The sequence below is a fragment of the Mucilaginibacter auburnensis genome (genome assembly GCF_002797815.1).
GTDB classification, from domain to species: Bacteria; Bacteroidota; Bacteroidia; order Sphingobacteriales; family Sphingobacteriaceae; genus Mucilaginibacter; species Mucilaginibacter auburnensis.
On the sequence record NZ_PGFJ01000002.1, the window covers coordinates 1,554,845 to 1,577,610 of the forward strand.

22 protein-coding genes are annotated in these 22,766 nt (G+C 41.5%); 15 read left to right on the forward strand and 7 right to left on the reverse strand.

Features of this window, described 5'->3' with window-relative positions; genetic code table 11:
* Positions 1-2 precede the first annotated feature (2 nt).
* Positions 3-2,165: a TonB-dependent receptor gene (locus CLV57_RS17675; RefSeq protein WP_100342705.1), complete on the reverse strand. Its 2,163-nt coding sequence runs from the start codon at positions 2,163-2,165 to the stop codon at positions 3-5.
* Positions 2,166-2,461: 296 nt separating this feature from the next.
* On the opposite strand from CLV57_RS17675, the gene CLV57_RS17680 reads away from it, so the two are divergent.
* A complete protein-coding gene (locus CLV57_RS17680; RefSeq protein WP_100342706.1) occupies positions 2,462-2,815 on the forward strand; it encodes a winged helix-turn-helix transcriptional regulator in 354 nt (117 codons plus the stop codon).
* A 50-nt stretch (positions 2,816-2,865) separates the two neighbouring features.
* Here the strand turns inward: CLV57_RS17680 and CLV57_RS17685 are convergent, their stop codons facing one another.
* Positions 2,866-3,990: a bile acid:sodium symporter family protein gene (locus CLV57_RS17685; protein ID WP_245857101.1), complete on the reverse strand. Its 1,125-nt coding sequence runs from the start codon at positions 3,988-3,990 to the stop codon at positions 2,866-2,868.
* 280 nt (positions 3,991-4,270) lie between these two features.
* Here CLV57_RS17685 and CLV57_RS17690 point away from each other — a divergent pair, with 280 nt between their 5' ends.
* Positions 4,271-4,696: an SRPBCC family protein gene (locus tag CLV57_RS17690; protein WP_100342707.1), complete on the forward strand. Its 426-nt coding sequence runs from the start codon at positions 4,271-4,273 to the stop codon at positions 4,694-4,696.
* A gap of 18 nt (positions 4,697-4,714) precedes the next feature.
* Here the strand turns inward: CLV57_RS17690 and CLV57_RS17695 are convergent, their stop codons facing one another.
* On the reverse strand, positions 4,715-5,941 hold the full coding sequence (locus tag CLV57_RS17695) for a type II toxin-antitoxin system HipA family toxin (protein ID WP_100342708.1): 1,227 nt from the start codon (positions 5,939-5,941) through the stop codon (positions 4,715-4,717).
* Positions 5,938-6,243, reverse strand: coding sequence for a helix-turn-helix domain-containing protein (locus CLV57_RS17700; protein WP_100342709.1), 306 nt, complete (start codon positions 6,241-6,243; stop codon positions 5,938-5,940). Before CLV57_RS17700 ends, CLV57_RS17695 begins: the two co-directional genes overlap by 4 nt.
* 201 nt (positions 6,244-6,444) lie before the next feature.
* On the opposite strand from CLV57_RS17700, the gene CLV57_RS17705 reads away from it, so the two are divergent.
* From CLV57_RS17705 to CLV57_RS17725, 5 genes are all read left to right on the forward strand, one after another.
* Positions 6,445-7,449 (forward strand): NAD(P)H-dependent glycerol-3-phosphate dehydrogenase, encoded by a 1,005-nt coding sequence (locus CLV57_RS17705; protein WP_100342710.1) that lies wholly within the window; start codon positions 6,445-6,447, stop codon positions 7,447-7,449.
* A 270-nt stretch (positions 7,450-7,719) separates the two neighbouring features.
* Positions 7,720-8,454, forward strand: coding sequence for a hypothetical protein (locus CLV57_RS17710; RefSeq protein ID WP_100342711.1), 735 nt, complete (start codon positions 7,720-7,722; stop codon positions 8,452-8,454).
* A 38-nt stretch (positions 8,455-8,492) separates the two neighbouring features.
* A complete protein-coding gene (locus tag CLV57_RS17715; RefSeq protein ID WP_100342712.1) occupies positions 8,493-10,235 on the forward strand; it encodes a hypothetical protein in 1,743 nt (580 codons plus the stop codon).
* Between the two features lie 184 nt (positions 10,236-10,419).
* Positions 10,420-10,767: a hypothetical protein gene (locus tag CLV57_RS17720; protein WP_100342713.1), complete on the forward strand. Its 348-nt coding sequence runs from the start codon at positions 10,420-10,422 to the stop codon at positions 10,765-10,767.
* A 46-nt stretch (positions 10,768-10,813) separates the two neighbouring features.
* Positions 10,814-11,137: a hypothetical protein gene (locus CLV57_RS17725; RefSeq protein WP_100342714.1), complete on the forward strand. Its 324-nt coding sequence runs from the start codon at positions 10,814-10,816 to the stop codon at positions 11,135-11,137.
* Between the two features lie 74 nt (positions 11,138-11,211).
* On the opposite strand, the gene CLV57_RS17730 is transcribed toward CLV57_RS17725, so the two are convergent.
* Positions 11,212-13,077 (reverse strand): DEAD/DEAH box helicase, encoded by a 1,866-nt coding sequence (locus CLV57_RS17730; protein WP_100342715.1) that lies wholly within the window; start codon positions 13,075-13,077, stop codon positions 11,212-11,214.
* Positions 13,078-13,208: 131 nt separating this feature from the next.
* Here CLV57_RS17730 and CLV57_RS17735 point away from each other — a divergent pair, with 131 nt between their 5' ends.
* On the forward strand, positions 13,209-14,063 hold the full coding sequence (locus CLV57_RS17735) for an alpha/beta fold hydrolase (protein WP_100342716.1): 855 nt from the start codon (positions 13,209-13,211) through the stop codon (positions 14,061-14,063).
* Positions 14,064-14,069: 6 nt separating this feature from the next.
* On the opposite strand, the gene CLV57_RS17740 is transcribed toward CLV57_RS17735, so the two are convergent.
* A complete protein-coding gene (locus CLV57_RS17740; RefSeq protein WP_100342717.1) occupies positions 14,070-14,537 on the reverse strand; it encodes a DUF4293 domain-containing protein in 468 nt (155 codons plus the stop codon).
* Between the two features lie 122 nt (positions 14,538-14,659).
* Between CLV57_RS17740 and CLV57_RS17745 the strand changes: the two genes are divergently transcribed.
* The 6 genes from CLV57_RS17745 (at position 14,660) to CLV57_RS17770 (ending at position 20,389) form a co-directional block, all read left to right on the forward strand.
* Positions 14,660-15,178 carry a DUF892 family protein gene (locus CLV57_RS17745; RefSeq protein WP_100342718.1) on the forward strand — a complete coding sequence of 173 codons (519 nt, stop codon included), beginning with the start codon at positions 14,660-14,662 and terminating at the stop codon, positions 15,176-15,178.
* Positions 15,179-15,261: 83 nt separating this feature from the next.
* Positions 15,262-16,008, forward strand: coding sequence for a tRNA pseudouridine(38-40) synthase TruA (gene truA / locus CLV57_RS17750; protein ID WP_100342719.1), 747 nt, complete (start codon positions 15,262-15,264; stop codon positions 16,006-16,008).
* 170 nt (positions 16,009-16,178) lie between these two features.
* Complete coding sequence (locus CLV57_RS17755; protein ID WP_100342882.1) at positions 16,179-17,927, forward strand: ABC transporter ATP-binding protein; 1,749 nt, start codon at positions 16,179-16,181, stop codon at positions 17,925-17,927.
* A 29-nt stretch (positions 17,928-17,956) separates the two neighbouring features.
* The gene (locus tag CLV57_RS17760) at positions 17,957-18,418 is read left to right on the forward strand and encodes a MaoC family dehydratase (protein ID WP_100342720.1); all 462 of its coding nucleotides are present in this window, start codon (positions 17,957-17,959) and stop codon (positions 18,416-18,418) included.
* A 399-nt stretch (positions 18,419-18,817) separates the two neighbouring features.
* A complete protein-coding gene (gene tnpA, locus CLV57_RS17765) occupies positions 18,818-19,276 on the forward strand; it encodes an IS200/IS605 family transposase (protein ID WP_100342721.1) in 459 nt (152 codons plus the stop codon).
* An 87-nt stretch (positions 19,277-19,363) separates the two neighbouring features.
* The gene (locus CLV57_RS17770; protein ID WP_100342722.1) at positions 19,364-20,389 is read left to right on the forward strand and encodes an LLM class flavin-dependent oxidoreductase; all 1,026 of its coding nucleotides are present in this window, start codon (positions 19,364-19,366) and stop codon (positions 20,387-20,389) included.
* A 61-nt stretch (positions 20,390-20,450) separates the two neighbouring features.
* Here CLV57_RS17770 and CLV57_RS17775 read toward each other — a convergent pair whose 3' ends face one another.
* Positions 20,451-21,731 (reverse strand): NHL domain-containing protein, encoded by a 1,281-nt coding sequence (locus CLV57_RS17775; RefSeq protein ID WP_100342723.1) that lies wholly within the window; start codon positions 21,729-21,731, stop codon positions 20,451-20,453.
* Between the two features lie 213 nt (positions 21,732-21,944).
* On the opposite strand from CLV57_RS17775, the gene CLV57_RS17780 reads away from it, so the two are divergent.
* Entirely contained in the window at positions 21,945-22,682 is a 738-nt protein-coding gene (locus CLV57_RS17780; protein WP_100342724.1) for an acyl-CoA desaturase, read from the forward strand.
* The last annotated feature ends 84 nt before the right edge of the window (positions 22,683-22,766 follow it).

Consider the following 22,766-nt stretch of genomic DNA (forward strand, 5'->3'; position numbering starts at 1 on the left):
CTTTATAGTTTCCATCTTACCGACAGGTTAACCGCGCGTCCATCTATTGGCGCCCAAAGCGGTTTAAAAACCGGATCGGTTATCGTTCCTGTGTAAACGCGCTCCACTTTATTCATCCGGTAGTCAAGCAGGTTTTCGCAATTAAGCACAAGCGTTGCATGTTTATCAATAGCATACTTAACCATTGCTGCCATAAAAAAGTACGATGTCGTGCTGCTGCCATCATACCTGAACTGGCTGCCGGTGTATGAACCCTCCAATCCGGCGGTTAGCTCCTCAGAAATATCGTTAGCAACCACAAATGCAAACCTGTGTTTAGGGGTTAGCGGGATAAAGTTATTTCCGGTAAGGTAGGTGTTACGCGCATCTGTTAAAGTATAGCCCGCGTAAAGTTCCCAGTCATGCACATCCAGTTTTATATAGGTGTCAAGCCCTTTACTTGTTGTTGACGACCCTGCATTCATTAGCTCAATTTTACCGCTACCGTTAGCTGTAAATATTACAGGGCTGCTAATGGTAGTATAAAAGAATGCCTGATTGATAAATAAAGTAACGTGCTTATCCCACTCTTTTTTATAATTAAACTCCGCGTTGTACCCGTATGATTTCTCGGCTTTTATATTAGCATTTACCGGAAGCAGATCAAGTACACTGTAATCTATATTCTGTTCAACCAGCGGGTTAGGTGTTTTGTAACCCATGCCGAAACCAGCGCGGCTTGCCCAATGCTCATTAAACCGGTGGAAAAGCGCTATACGCGGCAAAGCAAAATATCCGTACTGGTTATGGTGATCAATGCGCATTCCGCCTTCAAGAGTGGTAGCGTCGCCAAGCCGCTGATCATATTGTGCGAATGCGCCTAAAGTATGACCTGCCTGATTTTTGAGTGAAGCATTATCCGGCAGCCGTGTATTATAATCCTGGCCCGTAAGATTGATCCCGGCTACCAGGTTGTTTTTCCCGAAAGGCAGATAAACAGATGCCTCGTTGTAGTAACTTAACTGGCTGCTGCTGACAAAATATTTATTGGTAGTGTTATCACGCGTGAAATTACTTACAATGCCTTTGATTGTAAGCTTGACATCACTACTAAAAAATTGTTCAAATAAGTATTCGCCGGTATGCCTTTGCGTTTTGTTGCCTTCAAAGTATTGATGGGTTGCATCCGGCTGCTTTTTTAATACCTGCATATCGCCGCCTATGCGGTCGTCAAAAGCGCCGCTATAACCAACCGACAACAGCGTTTTAGCCGTTGGATAAAAGAAAACTTTGGGGTGAAAAATAAAACTTTTGGCATCCGGCAAATCGCTTAAGCCATCTTTATCCACATCAACTTTTTCCTGCCGATTGTAGCCGGCGAACAGGTTATAACCCCACTTAGTGCCGCGTTTTGCGGTGTATGTGTTGGCATTAAATTCTTTCAACGTGGTGTAATTAAGCAATACGTCAAGCTCCTGCTTATTGGTTGGCCGCTTGGAAATAAGGTTGACTAAACCGGCTATAGCGCCGCCACCGTAGAGTGTACTGGCAGATCCTTTAATTAACTCAATCTGCTTCAAATCAAGCGGTGGAATGGTAAGAATACCAAAGTTACCCGAAAAGCCATCATACATAGGCATACCATCTCGCAGTGTTTGCGTGTAACGACCATCTAAACCCTGTATACGCACATTGCTATTGCCCGATGTTGCCGATGATTGTTGTATCTGCACCCCACTCAGATCGCCAAGAATGCTGCCGATATTGCCCGGCTTTAATCCCGCTTCCTCAGTCATCTCTTCAAGGCCGAGCACCTCAACCTTCATGGGGCCGTTCTCTATACTTTGATTATTGCGGGTGGAAGCTACAACAACTACCTCTTCTAACTCATCTTGCTCAGGTTGCATTGCAATGTTCAGCACCTTACCTGCAGTTATCACAACGCTGGTGTCTTTACTTTCATAGCCGGTGATGGAGAGCTTCACCGCCTGCTGGCCTGTGGCTACCTGCAACACAGCTTTACCGTTACTATCTGTAATGCCCGATGCACCGCTTTTAAACCGAATGGTAACAGATTGCAGCGGATGCTGGTCTTTTACATCTGTAACGCTTATCTCAACACGATTTTGAGCTTGTATAGCACACGCAAAACAAAATGTAAAAATTGCAATAAAAAAGGCTTTCATAATTGGGGTATACGCAAGTTGCGTTTGTGCAAAACTATAAATAGTTACTCACAAAAACACAAGGCAAAAAACGCTTTACAAACCTTGTGTTGGCTGTGATCTGGCATTAGTTGCTGTAAAAAAGCTTACAAATTAGTTAAGCTTGTACAATAAGTGGTTTAATTTTGCTACCAAATTTCTACACAGATAAAAAACACATCGGTTTTAGTTGAATAGCCTTATTTTTGTGCAAATGCATTGGCCACTACCCGAACTGTCGGTGCGAATTAAAAACCCGATTACTAAATAATGTTACTATGTCTGAAAGAAAATTAAGTTCTACCAATTTCCAGAATCAAACTTTCCTGGAAGAAAAATGCGCCCTCAATGAGCTGCTTTATCTGCTCAGCAAACGTTGGATGACGGAGGTGTTATTCAGTATTGAAGAGGGGCATAACCGCTTTACTACCTTAAAGGAAGATCTGCAGTTTATAAGCGATCATATTCTGGCCGACAGGTTGAAGGTGCTTGAACAGCACGAGTTGATCAACAAACATCAGTTAGCTGGTCCGCCGCCAAAAACGGAGTATTCCATGACTGAAAAAGGACTGGAGCTGAGCGAACTGCTGGACTCATTATGCAATTTTGCCGAACATAAAATGCGTTTTTAAGCGCATTTTAGTCCGGCAAAATCTTAATATATTTTTAAAATTTCCTTTTTTTAGTGTTTGGTCACTGTATCGGTTTTGGCGGCTTCAATTGAAGCTTCGTCTAATTTTTTTCCGTGCCAGTAGGATGCCAATATTGAACCTGTAATGTTCATTAACGGACTGAATATAGCCGGCGCTAAACCTACTGTTGCCATTTTACCCATACTTTGAGCAATACCCGTTGCCAAACCACCGTTTTGCATACCCACCTCAATAGCCATAGTACGGCAATCGCGCTCGTTCATTTTGAACAGTTTGCCAGACCAATAGCCGAATGTATAACCGCAAAGGTTGTGTATTAACACCAGTAATAACAGCAGCGGACCAATAGTTAACAGGTTTTTATTACCTGCAGCAACTATAATAGTTATAATTATTACTATACCCGCCATTGATATAACCGGCATAATAACATCAATAATTTTTTGCTGTTTTTTGAATAGTGTGTTAAACAATAAACCCGCTCCAATAGGCAGAATTACCATTTTCACTATCTCCCACATCATATGCGTAACCTCAATCTTCACCATTGCGCCTGCAAGCCATCCCATCAACATTGGGGTAACAAACGGAGATAATAAAGTTGAAACCGCTGTAATAGTGATAGACAATGCCAGGTTAGCTTTTGCCAGATATGATATTACGTTTGATGCCATACCGTTAGGTGAGCAACCTATTAAAACAATACCGGCGGCAATTTCAACAGGCAAACCGCTTATACTTGCCAAAATATAACCTACGCCGGGCATAATAATAAAATGACTTACCACGCCTATCAATACACCACGTGGGTTTTTAACAACGCCAACAAAATCATTTATACCCATTGAAGTACCCATACCAAACATAATGATCTGGATTAATGGGATAAGCAATACAGATAATTTGAAATCGCCCCATGAGGTAAAGAACGCAGGGTAGTATAATGCTGCAACAGTTGATGCAAATATTAATACGGTATAGGAGAACCTGCCGGTAGTGGCATTGATTTTTACGCCAACTGCCAAAAGCAAAAAGAAAGCAATGAATGCAGGTCCGGCTTGCGCGCCGTTGCCCGAAAAAGCCATAACAACTCCGGCAATAAGGGCTATAACTGCCGCGCCCAATGCCGCTTTGTAAAGAGATGTATTTTTCAATTTAAATTAATTTGGTTACAAATAAGTGCAAACGTTTGCGCATTGGTTAAGCACAAAGCTAAACAACGCTCAAAAACAAATGCTAAATAGTACAATTGGTTTAAACCGTTTTGTGTGAAAACGGCCTTACTCGCCTCAAAAAAACAAATTTTATCGCTCAAATCATAATAAAAACGGCGCTAAATACATAGCTTATATAAATGTTACAATAGCCGTCAATCTTAATTTCTTTAAACACAAGCTGTATTAAATTATTATATTTATTAAAGTTACCATTGTTATGAAAACAGAACCTTTAATAATTGAGCGCGTATATGATGCCCCTGTTAACATGGTTTGGCAGGCGCTTACTGATAAAACACAAATTAAAGCCTGGTATTTTGATGTTGACGACTTTAAGCCGGAGCAAGGCTTTATCTTCCATTTTTGGGGCGAAGACAAAGGCGTGCGTTTTGAGCACGAATGCATAATTACAGAAGCCGTTTTTGAACGCAAGTTAGCGCATAGCTGGCGATATAAAGATTACCCCGGCAACTCATTGGTCACTATTGATCTGTTTAGTGAGGGACATAAAACCAGGGTACGCCTAACGCATACCGGTTTGGAGAGTTTCCCGCAGGATAATCCATCATTTGCCAAAGAGAATTTTAGCAAAGGCTGGAACTATATTTTAGGTACGAGTTTGAAGGATTATTTGGAGAAGTGATTAACTACAGTTGCCAGATTAATTATTGATTTTTTTCGCAATAAGCTGAATATTAGCTCTGGATACGTGATGATTAACGGCTATCTCTGGCCATTTATTTAAGGAGTTTTTTGTTTTTTCAATAATTTCATCAATTAACTTTTTAGATAACTTAACTTCCTGACCAAGCTTAACTAAGTGAGTGGTCTGCGGATTTCTACCCTCGCCCATTACCATGGTGCTTTGTTCTCCGCCCGGACCGGAAGAAAAAGTAAGATCATATGCCGGCGACAAATGCCATTGTCCACGCTCGTCCATCAAAAAGCTAAAGTTTTTTGCATGATCGTCTCGGTTGTGCGACAAAACATTAAAAACTGCCAGTCGGTACATTTTCTCCACTTCACGTATATCCTTTGTGAGTACGCTTGTTAAGGTAAGCAGTGTTTCATAATCAAGCGATGGGGTTCGGAAATCGCTATGCAACAGGCCGCTTGCTGTATGTACATGCAGGCGTTTAGCACCATCTCTGTCAAAACGCTTTACAGCAAAATAGCCTGCGCCATTGATTGAAGGGAACAAATGCACATCCGGCATTGGTACACCAGCCTCCTTCGCCATCAATGCATAAACATATTCAATGGCACCGGCATCAGCACCATCCTGACTATTTGAAAATTTAACAATCCAGGGTTCAAATTCATCGGCAATGTTATTTAGCCCGTGCGTTATTTGTTTACGGTCATGACTGATATCAATCAGGGCCTTTGGTCTGGCCCCGGCAGAAGCCCCATTCAGGGCAAGCAATTCTTTGATCACATCGGCTGAACTACCCGTTAACACTTCCTGAGTTTGTGAATAGAGATGGTTTAAATCAATAAGTTCGTTATGATTAGCAGGACTATTATCCGGCTCATAAACTAAAGCACCCATGCCGGAAGACCCAACGTGAACCAACCTGCTTAACGGCGATACATCTCCCGGTAATATACCTTTAGATCTTAACAACCTGTCGAACAGCAATCGCCCCCATCCATCAGGCAGGCTATCGTTAAAAACGCCTGATAATCCTTCAAAAGGGCGCTGAGGTAATTCAATCAAACCACGTTGCAAAGGCAAACGTAACGGCGATATATTTATATTTTGCTGAAGAAAGGAATCGTTGTATTCGAAATAGATTATGCGGTCTCTTATCGCCAATCGTCCAACATTGTGAACTATCTGGCCAAAATCTAAACCAACTTTTACTTCTTTAACCGATGTGTTCATCTTCTTCGTCCTCTTTTTCTTGTTACCTCACCATCGCCTTTAAGTACATCATCAATAGATTTAAAGGCTGGCTTTGCCGGTTTCAACACCTCTATCAGTTCTTCAACACCTCCGGTAACCATTAATAATTTAATTAACGACTCAAGCGAAATTGCTCCCTTTTGCTCAAACTTACGCAAAGTAGCAAGCGGCACGCCGGAACGCTCAGCAAGCCCTTCCTGCGTAAGCTCTATAGCTATACGTTTGGCGCGCACGTTTTCTGCAATTTTCAATTGAGCCTTTACTGGTGTAGTAAGTAACATTATAATATTAATTATAATTAATAAAACACAATAACTAACATTATTGTATTACAAATTTACATTATTAGCTTTAAAATCCAACATCTTTTGGGAAGTGGCATGTATAGTAATAATGCTAAGCTTGAAAGGTATTCAAGCTTCTCTGTTATGTAGATATAAATTAATCCGTACATTTTTTGTTACTTTGCCCGGGACATATTAATGCAAAAGCAAAATAAGATATTAGTTGTTGGCGGAGGTAGCTGGGCTACTGCTAACATTAAAATGTTAACTGATAACATTACAGGCAAAGAGGTTTTTTGGTGGATGCGCAACGCAGAAGCGGTTGAGCATTTACACAAATTTGGGCACAACCCTAACTATCTGAGTTCGGTTGAGGTAAAACTGCCTAAGCAAAACATTTCAACCGATCTGAAAAGCCTTATTGCTGTTGCCGATATGATTTTGCTAAACGTACCCGCAGCATTTTTAAAAGAAGCGCTTGCCGACGTAGGTGCTGATGATCTGAAGGGCAAAAAAATAATTTCTGCCATTAAAGGTATAGTCCCAGACGAGAACCTCATCATATTTGAATATCTCAATAAAGCTTACAGTATAACACCGCATGATTTTGCCGTATTGAGTGGCCCATGCCATGCTGAAGAAGTGGCACTTGAAAAACTCTCTTATCTTACCATTGCGTCTGGCGATGCCGAGTTTGCTGCCGACTTTGCCGGCATGATCAATACCCGTTACATAAAAACAATAACATCTGATGACATTTATGGAACTGAATACGCCGCAGTTTTAAAAAACATTTACGCTATTGCCAGTGGTATTTGTCACGGAGTAGGTTATGGCGATAACTTTCAGGCTGTACTAATATCTAATGCTATACGAGAATTGATGCGGTTTGTAGATGCTGTTCACCCTATTGACCGGGACATAAAAGAATCAGCTTACCTGGGTGACCTGCTGGTTACCGCGTACTCGCAGTTCAGTCGGAACAGAACCTTTGGTAACATGATAGGTAAAGGCTATACGGTTAAGTCGGCCCAGTTAGAAATGAACATGGTAGCAGAAGGTTATTACGCTGTAAACTGCTTATATCAGATCAATAAACAGCATAACGTAAATATGCCTATTTGCTATGCTGTTTACGCAATTGTTTATCAAAAAAAATCTCCGGTAACTGTAATGAGCCAGCTTGCGGCACAATTAAATTGAGTTTTCTCCCCTGTCCGATTTCTTATTAGCATTTCGGATTTTATCATTACCTTAAACAACAGCTTTTTATACCAATCTAAATTTTGATATTTTTAACAAAATAGAGTTAAAAATATTAATTTATTAACAACAAGCAAAAATCACCATAACAACTTGGGTTAAAACACCCATTTTATTAAAATACCCATAAATGGGTATTATCCGCGCAAAGGTTTTCGGGTAAATTAGCTGCAATAAATCACGCTAATTAATCACAACTAATTTATCACAATGATTAAACCTTTACTAATGGCTTTAACGGCAGTGCTATGTACTGCCCTTACGCAAAAGGCATTCTCGCAAACAGACAGCCTCGCCTTAAAAAACAACACCACAGATTCCGTCAAAACCGCATCGCTAATTAACGACAAAAACAAACTCTCATTACAAATTAACGGCGGCACACAAGGCGGAGGAGCCGAACTCAAATTTGGTGTAACCAATCGCCTGGCGGTTCGCCTGGGCGGGGCTGCGGCACCTTTCAATGCTAACACCAACATAAACATTGATGGTTTTCAAACCAACTCTTCGCAAAGAGTTGATTTTACAAACGCCCACCTTTTGTTGGATGTTAAACCATTTGGTAACTCATCGGGCTTTAGGTTTGTGGGTGGTGCCGGTTATTTTTTCAAAGCCAAGGGCAACCTGGTGATCACCCCAACAGGCGATTACGTTTTTGGCGGCTATAAACTTAAAGGCAGCGACATTGGAACCTTAACAATGGATATCACCTGGGAAGGCGTTGCTCCATATTTCGGCATCGGCTTATTTAGAAGTTTTCCTAACAAATTCTTTAACATCAACCTTGACCTGGGCACCTATTACCTTACTGCCCCAAGCACCAAAATAGTAGGCACTAAACTTTTGATAGATAACAACCAGCTGGAACCTCAGTTTAACCAAAATCTTAAAGATTATCGCTGGCTGCCAGTATTACAATTAAACTTCAATTTCAGAATACGTTAAGTAAAATCATTTCAATACACACCTCAATCACAAACAACATGAAAAATCTTTATAAATCACGGAAGTTTGGCAGAGCTACGCTGATGGGCCTTGCCGCTGTTTTACTAGTATCAGTTGGATTTTATGCCTGCAAAAAGCCTAACGAAGGAATAAACTTATTGGTTAACACATCATCGCTGGCCAAAGCTCCTGTACTGATTCATTTTGTGAACGCCAATCCCGAGTCAACAACTGCAATCAAGGATTTTGATGTTAAAATATCAGGCAAAGATGCCGCTATAGTACAAATGGATGGCGGATCAACCGACTTTAAAGCTTCAAATGGCTTCCTTCCACTTGCACTAACAAGCGTTGCTGCACCTTCAAAAGCCAATCCTGTAAAATTCAATGTTTATGCTACCATTCCCGGCTTCGCCCCCATTACCCAAACAGTAACCATTACCGAGGACAGCCCTTCGGTTGTTGACATCAGCGTTATTGAATACGCAAAACCTGTTGTTGGTACAGCAGTGGCAACTGCGCAAAGCGCGTTAAATTCAGGCACTTCGGCTGGCGGTACTATCAATGTCAATCCCGGCGAAGGCATGAAGGAAAAAGCAGTTGTGACCATACCTTCGGGCACACAAATGCTTGATGCTAACGGAGGAGTTATTAACGCCAATTCATTAACCGCTAACCTTGTTAATTTCAGCGCAGTATCGCGTACCTCATATGGTGCATTTCCGGGTGGTTTTAATCCAACTAACGTTGTTGATGAGGCCGGCAATCCTATCAACGGCGGCTTTGGCATCAATTTCGTGTCTGCGGGGCTGCTTTCTGTAAAAATGACGGCCGGATCATCCGAAGTTAAGAAGTTTTCAAAACCTGTTCTGGTTGACATGACCCTTGACCCTAACACCACCAATTTTACAACCGGAGAAAATATTAAGGCTGGTGATCAGGTTCCGTTATGGAGCTTAGAAGAATCAACCGGTCAGTGGAAAAGAGAGGGGATGGTTACCATTGTTTCTGAAAACGGCAGCCTGGTAGCAAAATTCACCACCACTCACTTAAGTTGCTTTAACCTGGATTGGTCATGGGCTATTTCAGGTGTATCTTACGGTACTTGTAACGTTCCGTTAACCGTTAATCTTAACATAGGCGCAGGCGTTACAGGAGTTTATGATGTGGCTTTGGTTACACCGAACAACCAATATCTGGCCGCAGCGCATGGCGAAGTTTTAACTAATGGCGGAAAGGTGGTGTTCCCTAACGTTGCAAACATTGCAAAAGCTAAAGTGGTAATATCTGACTTTAATTTGTACCTAAACCCCAGATTACCCATACTTGCACAAACAGAAATATTTAACCCTTGTACAAAAGGCTCTGTGAATTTGACTTTCCAAGGTCCGCCGCCGCCCGATTTTATCAACGTAAAAATTAATGTTACGGCCAAATGCTCAAACAAAAGCGTGGAGATAAAACCATCAGGCTGGTTTGAATTGTATGATTATGTTACCGGAATATGGACCTGCCTTTATCTGCAAAACGGCAACATCATTTACAACTCAGGCGCTCCTGTAAGCCAAAGCAACGGGCAATACGCTATTAAATTAGTAGCCGGTCGCCAATACTATATGTCAACTTACAGTACCGGTAGTTATTACTCATCATCAAACTTTACACTTTCAAAAAGTGACTTTACTACCCAGGCTGGTGGCGGCATTGCATTAGTTGGCAAATACACCGCTGCTGATAACAGCTTAACCCTTAGTGGCAATTACAACGGAAATTGCAAATAATTCCCAAACTCAATCACATAACCTCAAAGCCGCTTCCTTGTGAAGCGGCTTTTTTGTTTCACAGTTCGATATTTTATACAAACAATCGATTAGAATTTTATACAAAAAGAGCTGACTAGCGGGTATTAGGTTAACTAAGACGCGTTGGCAGCAATTTTGCAATGAGGTTTGTAAAAACATTACCATGAAAAAGATACTTAGCACCGCGTTGCTTGCCATTGCAGTAATGACAACAACCGATATTTATGCCCAAACAAAAAAAGACACTACACTTGGCCAGAAAATAGACAAAACCGCCAATAAAGTAGGTAACGCTACATCAACAGCAGCAAAAAAAGTAGGCAATAAAACAGCAGAACTCGCTTCAAAAGGTGCTGCCGCCGTAACCGACAAACGCTATGAAGGCCACTGGGCACCAACAGGCGAACTGGTTTATATTGACGAGTATGGTAAGTACTTCTACGTGAACAAAAAAGGCAAGCGTGTATTTATAACCAAAGCAGAAATGCGTACCACAAAACCAGCTAAATAATTTTTTTTTAAGCGCCCGTATGCGGGCGCTTAATGTTTACACCTTTATGAAAAAGATCGCGCTTATTACTGTTCACTTTTTAACAGCCGCCGCTTTGGTTGCAGTTGCCTGTACAGACCACCCGGTTAACCGGTTGAAGGGCAACTGGATTGCTGAAGACGGTATACATGAATTAAAAATAACAGATAAGACCTTCGCCATTGATGCAGAAGCACAGATAAATGAGGACTACTTTGTGAAGGATGATACCATTTTCACATCATTTGAGGGTAACCAGCCTTATAGTAAATACACTATCACCAAAATTGATGATCAATCGTTAACCCTTCTCGATCCAGATTCAGTTACGATCAACTTCCGCAGAAAATAAGCTGATAACAGGTCTATAAAAAACAAAAGCCCGCCGATAAATCGGCAGGCCTCGTTATTATAAAAAAATCAAACTTAAAAACGTTTCTTACGCTCGCCACGGTCTTCACGGCGTTTTCCCGAGAAGTCGCGGAAACCGCCGCCTTCGCGTTTTTCACCACCACGGAAACCACCGCCACTATTACTACCACCTTCACGACGATCGCCACCTCTAAAGCCGCCTTCACGTCTGTCGCCGCCACGGAAACCACCTTCGCGGTTTCCACCACGGTAGCCGCCTTCACGTCTGCCACCGCTGCGGTTGGTGCTAACGCCATCGCCAGATATTTCAATACGTACATCGCGCCCCTGGAAATCAGCTCCTTTAAAGCCTTCCTGAACAGTGGCAACATCGCTATGCGGTACTTCAAAGAAAGAGTACACACCTTTAACATCAATTTTACCAACCACTTTACCGCTGATTTTAGATGTATTACAAATGTAACCTAACAAATCGCCGCGGCTAAAGCCATCTACAGATCCTAAATTGATGAACAAACGGGTAAAGTCGCCACGTGCACCTTCACGTGCAAAACGATCGCCACCTTCTCTTTCACGTCCTAAACGGTCATCAGCAGGCGCGTTCAAATCTGGCGCATTTTTGTAATAGTCAAGGAAACGATTAAACTCAAGCGATGCAAAGCGTTTAATCAGATCCTCTTTGCTCAGATCAGCAAACTCGTTCATAATACGCGGAATGTACTGCTCAATTTGCTGTTCATTCACTTCAACGTTATGTACTTTATGTATAAGCGCAAAAAGTTGTTTTTCGCAAACATCAAACCCGGTTGGAATTTCGGCTTTGACGAATTTTTTACCTATTACACGCTCTATCTGGCGTATTTTACCAAACTCTTTTGAGTTGATGATAGAAATTGATACACCTGTTTTACCGGCACGCGCTGTACGACCACTGCGGTGGGTGTAATTTTCTATCTCATCAGGTAGCGAGTAGTTAATAACGTGCGTAACATCATTAACGTCAATACCACGTGCGGCAACGTCTGTAGCTATTAAAAGCTGCAAGCTGCGCTCACGGTAGCGTTTCATTACCTTATCACGTTGTTGTTGCGATAGGTCACCATGTAAAGAATCGGCATTATAGCCGTCTTTTATCAGCGATTCAGCAATTTCCTGCGTTTCAATTTTGGTGCGGCAAAATACTATACCAAAAATTTCAGGATTAAAATCAACAATGCGTTTAAATGCGGCATACTTGTCACGGGCACGTATTACATAGTACTCGTGCTCAATGTTAGCGTTGCCGGTGTTTTTCTCGCCCATGGTTAACTCAAAAGGGTTTTCCATGTACTTTTTAGCTATGCGCCTAACTTCGGCGGGCATAGTGGCAGAGAACAGCCAGGTTTTCTTCTCGTCTGGAGTGGTTGACAGGATATTGTCTATATCTTCCTGAAAGCCCATATTGAGCATTTCATCAGCTTCATCCAATACTACATACTGCACTTGCGAGAAATCAATAGCCTTACGGTTAATGATATCCAGCATACGGCCAGGCGTGGCCACAACAATTTGCACGCCGCGTTTAATTTGGCGTAACTGATCTGATATACTTGCGCCACCATACACAGCAACAACGTGTACGTTGTTCATGTTTTTAGCGTAGTTTTTCAGGTCATTAGTAATTTGCAAACAAAGTTCGCGGGTAGGGCACAAAACAAGTGCCTGTGGATGATTTTCTTCGAAATCCAACAGTTCTAACAAAGGCAGGCCAAAGGCAGCAGTTTTACCGGTCCCGGTTTGGGCTAATCCGACAAAATCGTTGCTGCCTGTAAGCAATACCGGGATTGACTGTTCCTGGATTGGAGTAGGGTTTTCAAAGCCTAACTCAGAGATGGCATTAACAATATCATGACGGATTCCCAGATTAATAAATGGGTTCATGATTTAAAATAACGAATCTGGCAACATCGCCAAATCGGCGGCAAAGGTACGGTTTATTTTCACCATTTCAAATTGTTGACTTATTGTGGGTTTGGTGTGACAATTAGGTATATTTGCTCAAAACCCGCACCATGACCTTTGAACGTAGTATCAGCCTTGTTTTACTCATATTTTTAAGCAAAATCGTATTTGCACAAAGTTCAACTACGGTATATGGAGATAACGCTGCAGCCGGAAAATATGCTGATATAAGAGGATTTAAGATGTATTATGAAACATACGGAACGGGAGAGCCTTTGCTTTTAATACACCCTAACGGAGGAACTATAAAATCCTTTGAGAACCAGATAGATTTTTTTGCTAAAAACTACAAGGTTGTTGTGGCAGACAGCCGGGCGCAGGGGAAATCTATAGATGCTACAGACTCTTTAAGCTATGAGATGATGGCCGATGATTACAATGCATTGCTTGACTACCTGAAGCTAAAGCAAGCTTATGTAATAGGCTGGAGCGACGGCGCTATAAATGCACTGCTGTTAGCTATGCGACATCCGGATAAAGTGCGCAAAATAGCTGCCACGGGCGCCAATTTACGGCCAGATACTACCGCATTGCATCCATATGTTTACAACGACATTTTAACGACGGACAGGCAAATGCGCGATTCAATAAAAACAGGCAAAGCATCGGCAAAACTAAAAAATGCCTATAAGGTAAACCATATGATGCTGGTACACCCCAATATAAAACCGGCGCAATTACATGTAATAACAGCGCCTACACTTATAATAGGCGGCGACCATGAAGCTATCCCCGCCAAACATACTGTTGAAATTGCTGAAGCTTTGCCTAATGCTTATTTATGGATAATTCCGGCATCGGGGCATTCAACACCCGTTTACCAGAAAGATTGGTTCAACGCACTGATAAGTAATTTCTTTTCTCATCCCTTTCAAAGAATTGAGGGGAAGCGGATGTACTACTGATAAATACTATCTCAACCTATCAGCGGAACGCACCAGCTTTTCATCTTTCTGAATAGATTTTTGAGCGAAAACAATTAAAAAGACAGCGAGTGAAAGCAAGATGATGCCAATACCGTAGTTTGACATTTCAAGGTTAGCGCCGCCTATCGCATTCTTTACTGTAGTAGCTACCCAATAACTGAACGCCAGTATTACCCCCATGGCTCCATAACAAAGCATAATTTGCTTTTTACGGTCTTTATACATAAAAATAATAATAATGGGTATGAGAGCTACGAAGGCGGTGGCTATTGATAACGGAATAAAGGACAATACCTGCTTTGCCTCGCCATTAACATAGTTATATATGCCGGTAACTTTTACGGTAACCGTTTGTCCGTCAACATACACATCATGCACCAACGGAAAAACAAACAAAGCCGCAATAACAAGGGCGGCAAACAGCAGGTAAATACTTTGTATTCTTTGCAACATATGCTATTACTTAAGATGCAGCAAATATAATTTTTTTAGAGCACCACTCTCTTTTTAATTATAAACCTGATTGTATATTATTTCGTACAAATGACTTAAATTTATAGACCGAATTACTTGAAATGACAGAAACCCCTAACCAACCCCAAACGCCCAAAGACGTTGTAATTGCCGACGCGCATTTAAAACGCATTTTTTTGGAGCATTTAAATAATATTTATTACGGCAAAAAGCACCTGCTTGATTTTTTGGCAGAAGTGGTAGAAATAGCGTCAATTAACCAGTTAAAGCTTGCGCTACGTGAGTGCCAGGACGATACTGTTACACAAATGATGCAATTGGATTCTGTTTACAACATGATAAACGAGCAACCATCAAAAATAAGCATATTGGGCATGCAGGGTTTAACATTGGAAGCGTACATCTCGGTAATTAAGTCGGGCAAAACACCTGTTGAGCGAGACGTTTTCATTTTATTTTATTTGCAGATCATAGAAGGCATTGAAATAACCTACTTTAAAGTTTTAAAAAACCTGGCAAAATCTTTAGGCTACAATAATTCCTTTTTTGACCATCCTTTTGACCTGGCTGTTGAGAATAAGATATTATTTGACGCTATTTATAAGGAGTATATTAGTTAATTAGTGATTAGTTGACCAGAGATTAGTTGCAGTTCGTTTAACTAATCACTAATTAACTAATCTCTAATCACTAATTTTGCCGGGTGAATACCCAACGCTACTTTATTGAACTAAGCTACGATGGCACGCGCTACCATGGCTGGCAAATACAGCCCAATGCTGTAAGCGTTCAGGAAGTTTTGAACAAAGCGCTTTCAACCGTTTTAAGGCAAGCTGTTCAAACAGTAGGTTGCGGCCGAACCGATACAGGTGTACATGCTAAGGAGTTTTTCGCGCATTTTGACCTTGAGACCATGGTCCATGGACCATGGTCTATGGACAAAATAATACGAGGTTTAAATTCAGTATTACCTCTCGATATCGCCATAAAAAGTATTAAAGCTGTTCATGCTGATGCACATGCGCGGTTTGATGCTACGCTGCGTTCCTATCAATACTATATCCACTTTCAAAAAGACCCATTTAAAGAAGGTTATTCCTGGCTAATACGCGACAAGCCGGATATTGCTTTGATGAACCAGGCAGCGTCTATTATAAGAGAGTATACTGATTTTAGCTGCTTCAGCAAATCTAACACGCAGGTATTTACTAATGACTGCAAAATAAGCCGCGCTGAGTGGGTAGAAACCGAGGATGGCGTTATATTTCATATTTCCGCTGATAGATTTCTCCGCAACATGGTACGTGCTATTGTAGGTACCTTAATAATGGTAGGGCGTAAAGAAATTGCACCCGAAGCGGTAAGAGATATTATAGAAAGCAAAAATCGCAGTAATGCCGGAACATCTGTACCCGCTTGCGGGTTATATTTAACTGAGGTGAAGTATTAACCCCCTCCCCCTGAAGGGGGAACTTTAGCCAATTTAATGATTAAGAAAAATAGACTAAATTTGAATTTGTGAGCGACGAAAAATCAAAAGATAATTCAAAAGTTTCCCCTTCAGGGGGCGGAGGGGGCGTAACCGGTAAGGCGTTTGATTGGCAACTGTTTAAACGTATAATGCATTACGTAAGGCCATATCGTGTTACTTTTATTATAGCCGCGTTTCTTACTATCTTTTTAGCTGTTGCTGCCTTAGCGCTTCCTTTACTCATCCAAAAAACGTTAGACGAGTTTATTATGATCAATGATTATGATGGTCTGTCAATGATGGTGGAACTCATGATTGGCCTGCTGATTGTTCAAACCATTGCGCAATACTATCAAACTTATCTTACTAATACACTTGGTCAATCTGTAATTCGAGATCTGCGTATTGATGTATTTAATCACATTACTGCCCTTAGGCTGAAATATTTTGACCGCACCCCTATTGGAATGCTGATCACCCGCACTGTATCAGACCTGGAAACGATAGCCGATATATTCTCGGAAGGGTTGATCTCCATCATAGGCGATCTGTTGCTGGTAATAGCCATAGTTGTTGCCATGCTTATTAAAGATTGGAAACTGGCGCTGATCACACTCATTCCCATGCCTGTGCTTTTTGCCTCTACTTATGTTTTTAAGGAAGCTATAAAATCCTCTTTTCAGGAAGTGCGTACGCAGGTAGCACGTTTAAATACATTTTTAGCTGAACATATATCGGGCATGAGCGTAATACAGGTGTTTGCCCGCGAGGAGCAGGAAATGCGCAAGTTCAATGATGTAAACCTCAAACACCGTGATGCACACATTCGCTCTAACTGGTATTACTCTATCTTCTTCCCTGTGGTTGAAATTTTGTTTGCCGTTTGTATGGGTTTACTGGTTTGGTATGGTTGTACACGCATTTTAACAGATCAACAATTATCGTCCATTACAGCAACAGGAAAACCGGTTACAGCAGGAGTTATTTTAGAGTTTATCATACTCCTCAACCTTTTGTTTCGCCCTATAAGGCAGTTGGCCGACAAATTCAACACCCTGCAAATGGGCATGGTTGGGGCCGACAGGATATTTAAAGTTTTAGATACCGACGAGGTCACTGTCAATAAAGGGCAACTGCGCACCGGCAGACTGAATGGCGAGATAGAATTTAAAAATGTTTGGTTTGCTTACAACGATGAGAACTGGGTTTTAAAAGACATCAACTTCAAAGTTAAGCCCGGCGAGAAGCTCGCATTAGTTGGCGCCACCGGTGCGGGTAAATCATCAACTATTAATATCCTTAATCGCTTTTATGAGATAGGTAAAGGCGAGGTAACCATTGATGGGCACGAAATTTACGAGTACGATATCAACTACCTGCGTGGGCAGATAGCAACCGTTATACAGGACGTATTTTTGTTTAGCGATACCATTGCCAACAATATCAGCTTAAATAACGACAACATAACACGCGAACAAATCATCGCGGCGGCTAAAGATGTTGGTGCACACGATTTTATTATACGCCTCCCCGGCGGATATGATTATAATGTAATGGAGCGTGGCGCAACCCTTTCAGCCGGGCAGGCACAGTTAATATCATTCATCAGGGCATTGGTTTATGATCCGGCAATATTGGTGTTGGATGAGGCTACATCATCTGTTGACACAGAAACAGAAATACTGATTCAAAAAGCTATTGATAAGCTAATGGAAGGCCGCACGGCTATTGTTATAGCGCACCGCCTTTCAACCATACAAAATGCCGATAAGATTATTGTGCTTGATCACGGCGAAATAAAAGAAGCCGGTACTCACCAAGAACTTTTACGTATAGAAAATGGTTATTACCGTAAATTATACGATCTTCAGTTTAACTCAGCGGGTATAACCCGTTAACCAATTTTAAAACCACAAATTATAGCCGAATGGTAACTATCCACAATTTCACCGAATTTGAAGCGCTTTTAGGTAAAGAAATAGGCACGTCTGCCTGGCACACCATCACCCAGGAACAAATAAACCAATTTGCTGATGCTACACTTGATCACCAATGGATACATGTAGATGAAGAACGTGCTAAAAATGAAGGTCCGTTTGGCGCTACCATAGCACATGGTTATTTAACAGTATCCCTATTGCCTTTCTTCTGGCACCAGATTGCTGATGTGCAGAATTTAAAAATGGAAATTAACTATTCTGTTGAAAGCATAAAATTCGCGCAGCCTGTTAAGGTGAATAGCAGTGTAAGATTAATTGCAAAACTGGTATCTATTGTAAACCTAAGGGGTATAACAAAAGCCAGTATAGGCGTAACCATGGAAATTGATGGCGAGAAAAAACCGGCCTACACGGGTGAGGTGGTTTTTTTATATCATTTTAAGGATTGAGTTTAGAACCAGAATGGTAATTATTAGTATATAATGTCTATCACAAATTAAGTTTATCACGAAGCGTGCCTACGGCACGCTATTTAATTTGCTATTTCTTTTCTACCGACGAGATGTTCCGATGGAACATTGTATAAGGAACATCTCGCCGGTAGAAAAATCACCATAAATATTCCGGCTGAGAATATCCGGATAGAAAGGCAAGAAAATATTCCTGCTGAATATCTCGTAGGCAACTAAACCACAGTAAATATTTCAAAGGCCGCGGGGTAGAAAAGGTCGAAAAAAATGTTCCTAAGGAACATCTCGTCGGTAGAATTAAACAACCTAAAATTTGTCGTTCCATCGGAACGATTCGTGAAATAACTATCTTGCAGGTAGATAACCTAATCCTGACACATGGCCAACAGTTACACCCAAATTCACATACAGTTTGTATTTGCAGTAAAATACAGAACGGCTTTGATTGAAGATAGCTGGAGAGAACAACTACACAAGTACGTCACAGGTATCCTGCAGGAAAACAGGCACAAAATGCTTCAAATAAACAGCATGCCTGACCATATACATATTTTTGTTGGGTTACGTCCGCACCAATCTGTTTCCTCAATCATTCAGAAAGTGAAAACAGAAAGCAGTAAATGGATAAAGCAGCAACAATATTCCAATTGCTTTGCCTGGCAAGAAGGTTATGGCGCTTTCTCTTACGCAAAAAGTCAGGTCCCCGCAGTAATAAGATACATACAAAACCAGCAACAGCACCATCAAAAAGAAACCTTTTTAGATGAGTATAGAAAATTTTTGAGATTGTTCGATATAGAATGGGAAGAGGAGTACATCTTTAAAGAACCGCAATAATTAGAAATTGCTATGTAACGCTAATGCCATAAAAAGCCGGCCCGCTATCTGTCCATTACAAGTAAGCTTAACTTTGCTTACATCGATATGGAAAAACAGAAATTAAAGCTAAGCGTGCTTGATCAATCGCCGGTGCGCAAAGGAGCTACGGCAGAGCAGGCAGTGCAGGAAACTATTGCCTTAGCTATATATACCGAACAATTAGGCTTTCACCGCTTTTGGGTATCTGAGCATCATAATACGGGGAGTTTAGCTGGCTCAACTCCCGAGGTATTACTGGCATACCTGGCGTCACAAACCAAAACTATCCGCATTGGCTCAGGCGGAGTAATGATGCCTAACCACAGTACCTTAAAAGTTGCAGAGAACTTCAGGATGCTGGAAGCATTGGCTCCGGGCAGGATTGACCTTGGCATGGGCCGAGCCCCCGGTACAGACAGGCTTACCGCATCTATACTTAATCCATCAAACACCTGGGCCGAGCAGGATTTTATGGAGCAGTTAACAGATCTGCAAAATTATTTTCATGATACCGGCGAACCAGGCACGCCGCAGGGTCGTATACGCGCCATCCCACAGGTAAAAAGCGTACCTGATATGTGGTTGCTTAGTTCAAGCGGCCAAAGCGGGTTATTTGCCGCACATTTTGGCATGGGCTTTTCTTTTGCCCATTTTATTAACCCGGTTGGCGGACCAGCAGCTGTACAATTGTATAAAGAGCGCTTTCAACCGTCGCTTGACCGCGAAACGCCGCAAGCCAATATGGCTATATTTGTCTTCTGCTCAGAAGACGAAGAGAAAGTTATGCAACATAAAGCGGTTATGGATCACCGTTTTATTCAATTGGAGCGCGGCGGAGGCATTTCTGCTTTAGGTTATGAGGATGTAAAAGACATGCAGTATTCTCTTGCGGAGCAGGACAGGATACGTTACAACCGCCAGCGAGTAGTAGCAGGCAGCCCAAAAATGGTTAAAGAACGCCTGTCAACCTTAGCCGAAAGCTATGGCATAGATGAAATAATAGCCGTTACCATTGCCGAAGATTTTGACGACAGACTACTTTCTTATAAACTATTGGCTGATCTGTTTGAATTGGGTAGTACAATAGCATAAACAATGGCCCGTGAACGTTGGTTCACGGGCCATTGTTTGTTAGCTACAGAAATGATGTACTTTAATTAATAGTTACTTTGCTTACAATGCCGCTGCCTGTATTTGTTATGTACATATTACCTGCTGCGTCAAAAGCTATTCCATCCGGAAAATTAACAGTAGCTGTATTTACAGGCCCTGTTTTAACAGGCGCATCGCTGCCTTTCATGAAAGTGCTTACTACACCATTTTTATTGATCATGCGTATAGCATAATAGGAGCTTTGAAAATCTCCGTCGCTTACAAAAACATTTCCTGCAGCATCAACGGCCATGCCTTGCGGGTAAAAAAACTGTGCTGATGTACCTGCACCATCTGCAAAGCCAGCTGTTCCGCTTCCCGCCAAAGTGCTGACAACACCAGCGGAAGTAATTTTACGTATACGTTTATAATCTAAATCAGCCACATAAACATTGCCGCTGGCATCAACAGCAATACCCTCTAACTCGCCAAACTGGGCTGCAGTACCTTGCCCGTTAACATCTCCTTTAACACCGCTTCCGGCAAGTGTACTTACAACGCCTGCAGGAGTTACTTTACGCACCCTGTATTTATCTGTAACATACAGGTTTCCTGCCTTATCTATTGCTATGCCCTTAGGGTAAGTGAATCTCGCAGCTGTATCCTTACCATCCAGCGTACCAGCTGTTCCATTTCCAGCCAATCTGGTTATCACACCGGTTTTTGACACTTTGTGAATAGCATAAGCTCTGATATCAGGAAGGTATAAATTTCCGGCTGTATCAACAGCTATTCCCCATGCCGATTTGATTGGGTTATTAACATTAGTATTTACAGTTCCGCCAAATAAGGTTGTAACTCCTCCCACCGTAATTTTATATATTGCCGTTGAAGCATCTCCGTAAATGTTTCCGGCCGCATCAACCGCCAAATGTTCAACATATGTTGTGCTCAAAGTAGTTACATTCCCGGTTTTTACAACAAAATTAGAGGTTGATGTAACGGTTTTACCGCCTACTGTTACTGCTATTTTACCCGTTGTAGCTGTTGAGGGTACGGTAACAACAATTTCAGTAGCGCTTAAGGAACTTATGGTAGCTGCAACACCATTAAAGGTTACTGTAGCGCCAACATTAGCGGAGCCCAAATTACTCCCTGTGATGGTTATTACACTATTGGGCAATGCTCCTGTGTTACTCATACCTGTTATAACCGGACTATTGTCTACCACGGGGATAGGATCAGGGTTATCGGCATTTTCTTTTTTACAACCAGGGAGGAACGTAATGATCAAAGTAACCATGACTATGGTATTGATCGTCTTTTTAATGTTGATCTGCATATATTGAAATGTTTACAGCAAACATAATTTTCATTTCATACCAAAAAATACCCGCTTGTGGGTAATTTATATACAGGCAGCGAACCACTTGGCACTTTTTTTACGCAATACTTTGCAAAAATGATCCTTGTCATTATTTGATTTACTTTCAGTGCTGTAAAACTATAATCGTATCTTCGCCGTTAATATATAATACATCAATACAATTTTTTAGTGGCTATTTTACTATTCTTTCTGGGACATTGGTTTTTGTCCCTGTTCTTTCAAACATTTTATCTGCACAGATATGCGTCGCATAAAATGTTTGTGACCAATAAATTTAATGAGCGTGTTTTTCATTTGTTGACTTTTATCTGCCAAGGTTCGTCGTACTTAAATCCGAGGGCCTATGCAATAATGCACCGTGAACACCACGCTTATAGCGATACAGAAAAAGACCCGCATTCACCACACTTTTTTACGGATGTTTTCCAGATGATGTGGCGCACTGCAATCAGTTATAAACTTTATGAAAAACGTTTGAAAGAACCTGATGCTCAATTTGCCGGGTACTGCCCTGAATGGAGAGCATTGGATTACTGGGGCTCTACTTACGCTTCGCGCATATTGTTTGGCTTAGGTTACGTTGCTTTTTACGTTGCTTTTGCTACCCACTGGTGGATGTTTTTGCTATTGCCTATCCATTTTATAATGGGTCCGTTGCACGGTGCTATTGTAAACTGGTGCGGCCACAAATACGGCTACGCTAACTTTGACAACGGCGATAAATCAAAAAACTCAATTCCGCTTGATTTTTTAATGCTGGGCGAGTTGTTTCAAAACAATCACCACAAGCGTCCTAACAGTTCAAACTTTGCTGCAAAATGGTATGAGTTTGACCCTGTTTACCCGGTAATGAAAGTGATGCACTGGGTGCGAATTATAAGATTAAGAAAGCCATATATATCCTGAGATTGAAAGGACAAAAGCAAAAAGGTAAAAGGAGTGTGGGCTTCTTGCATTCCTTTTACCTTTTTTGTTTTTAGGTACAATAAA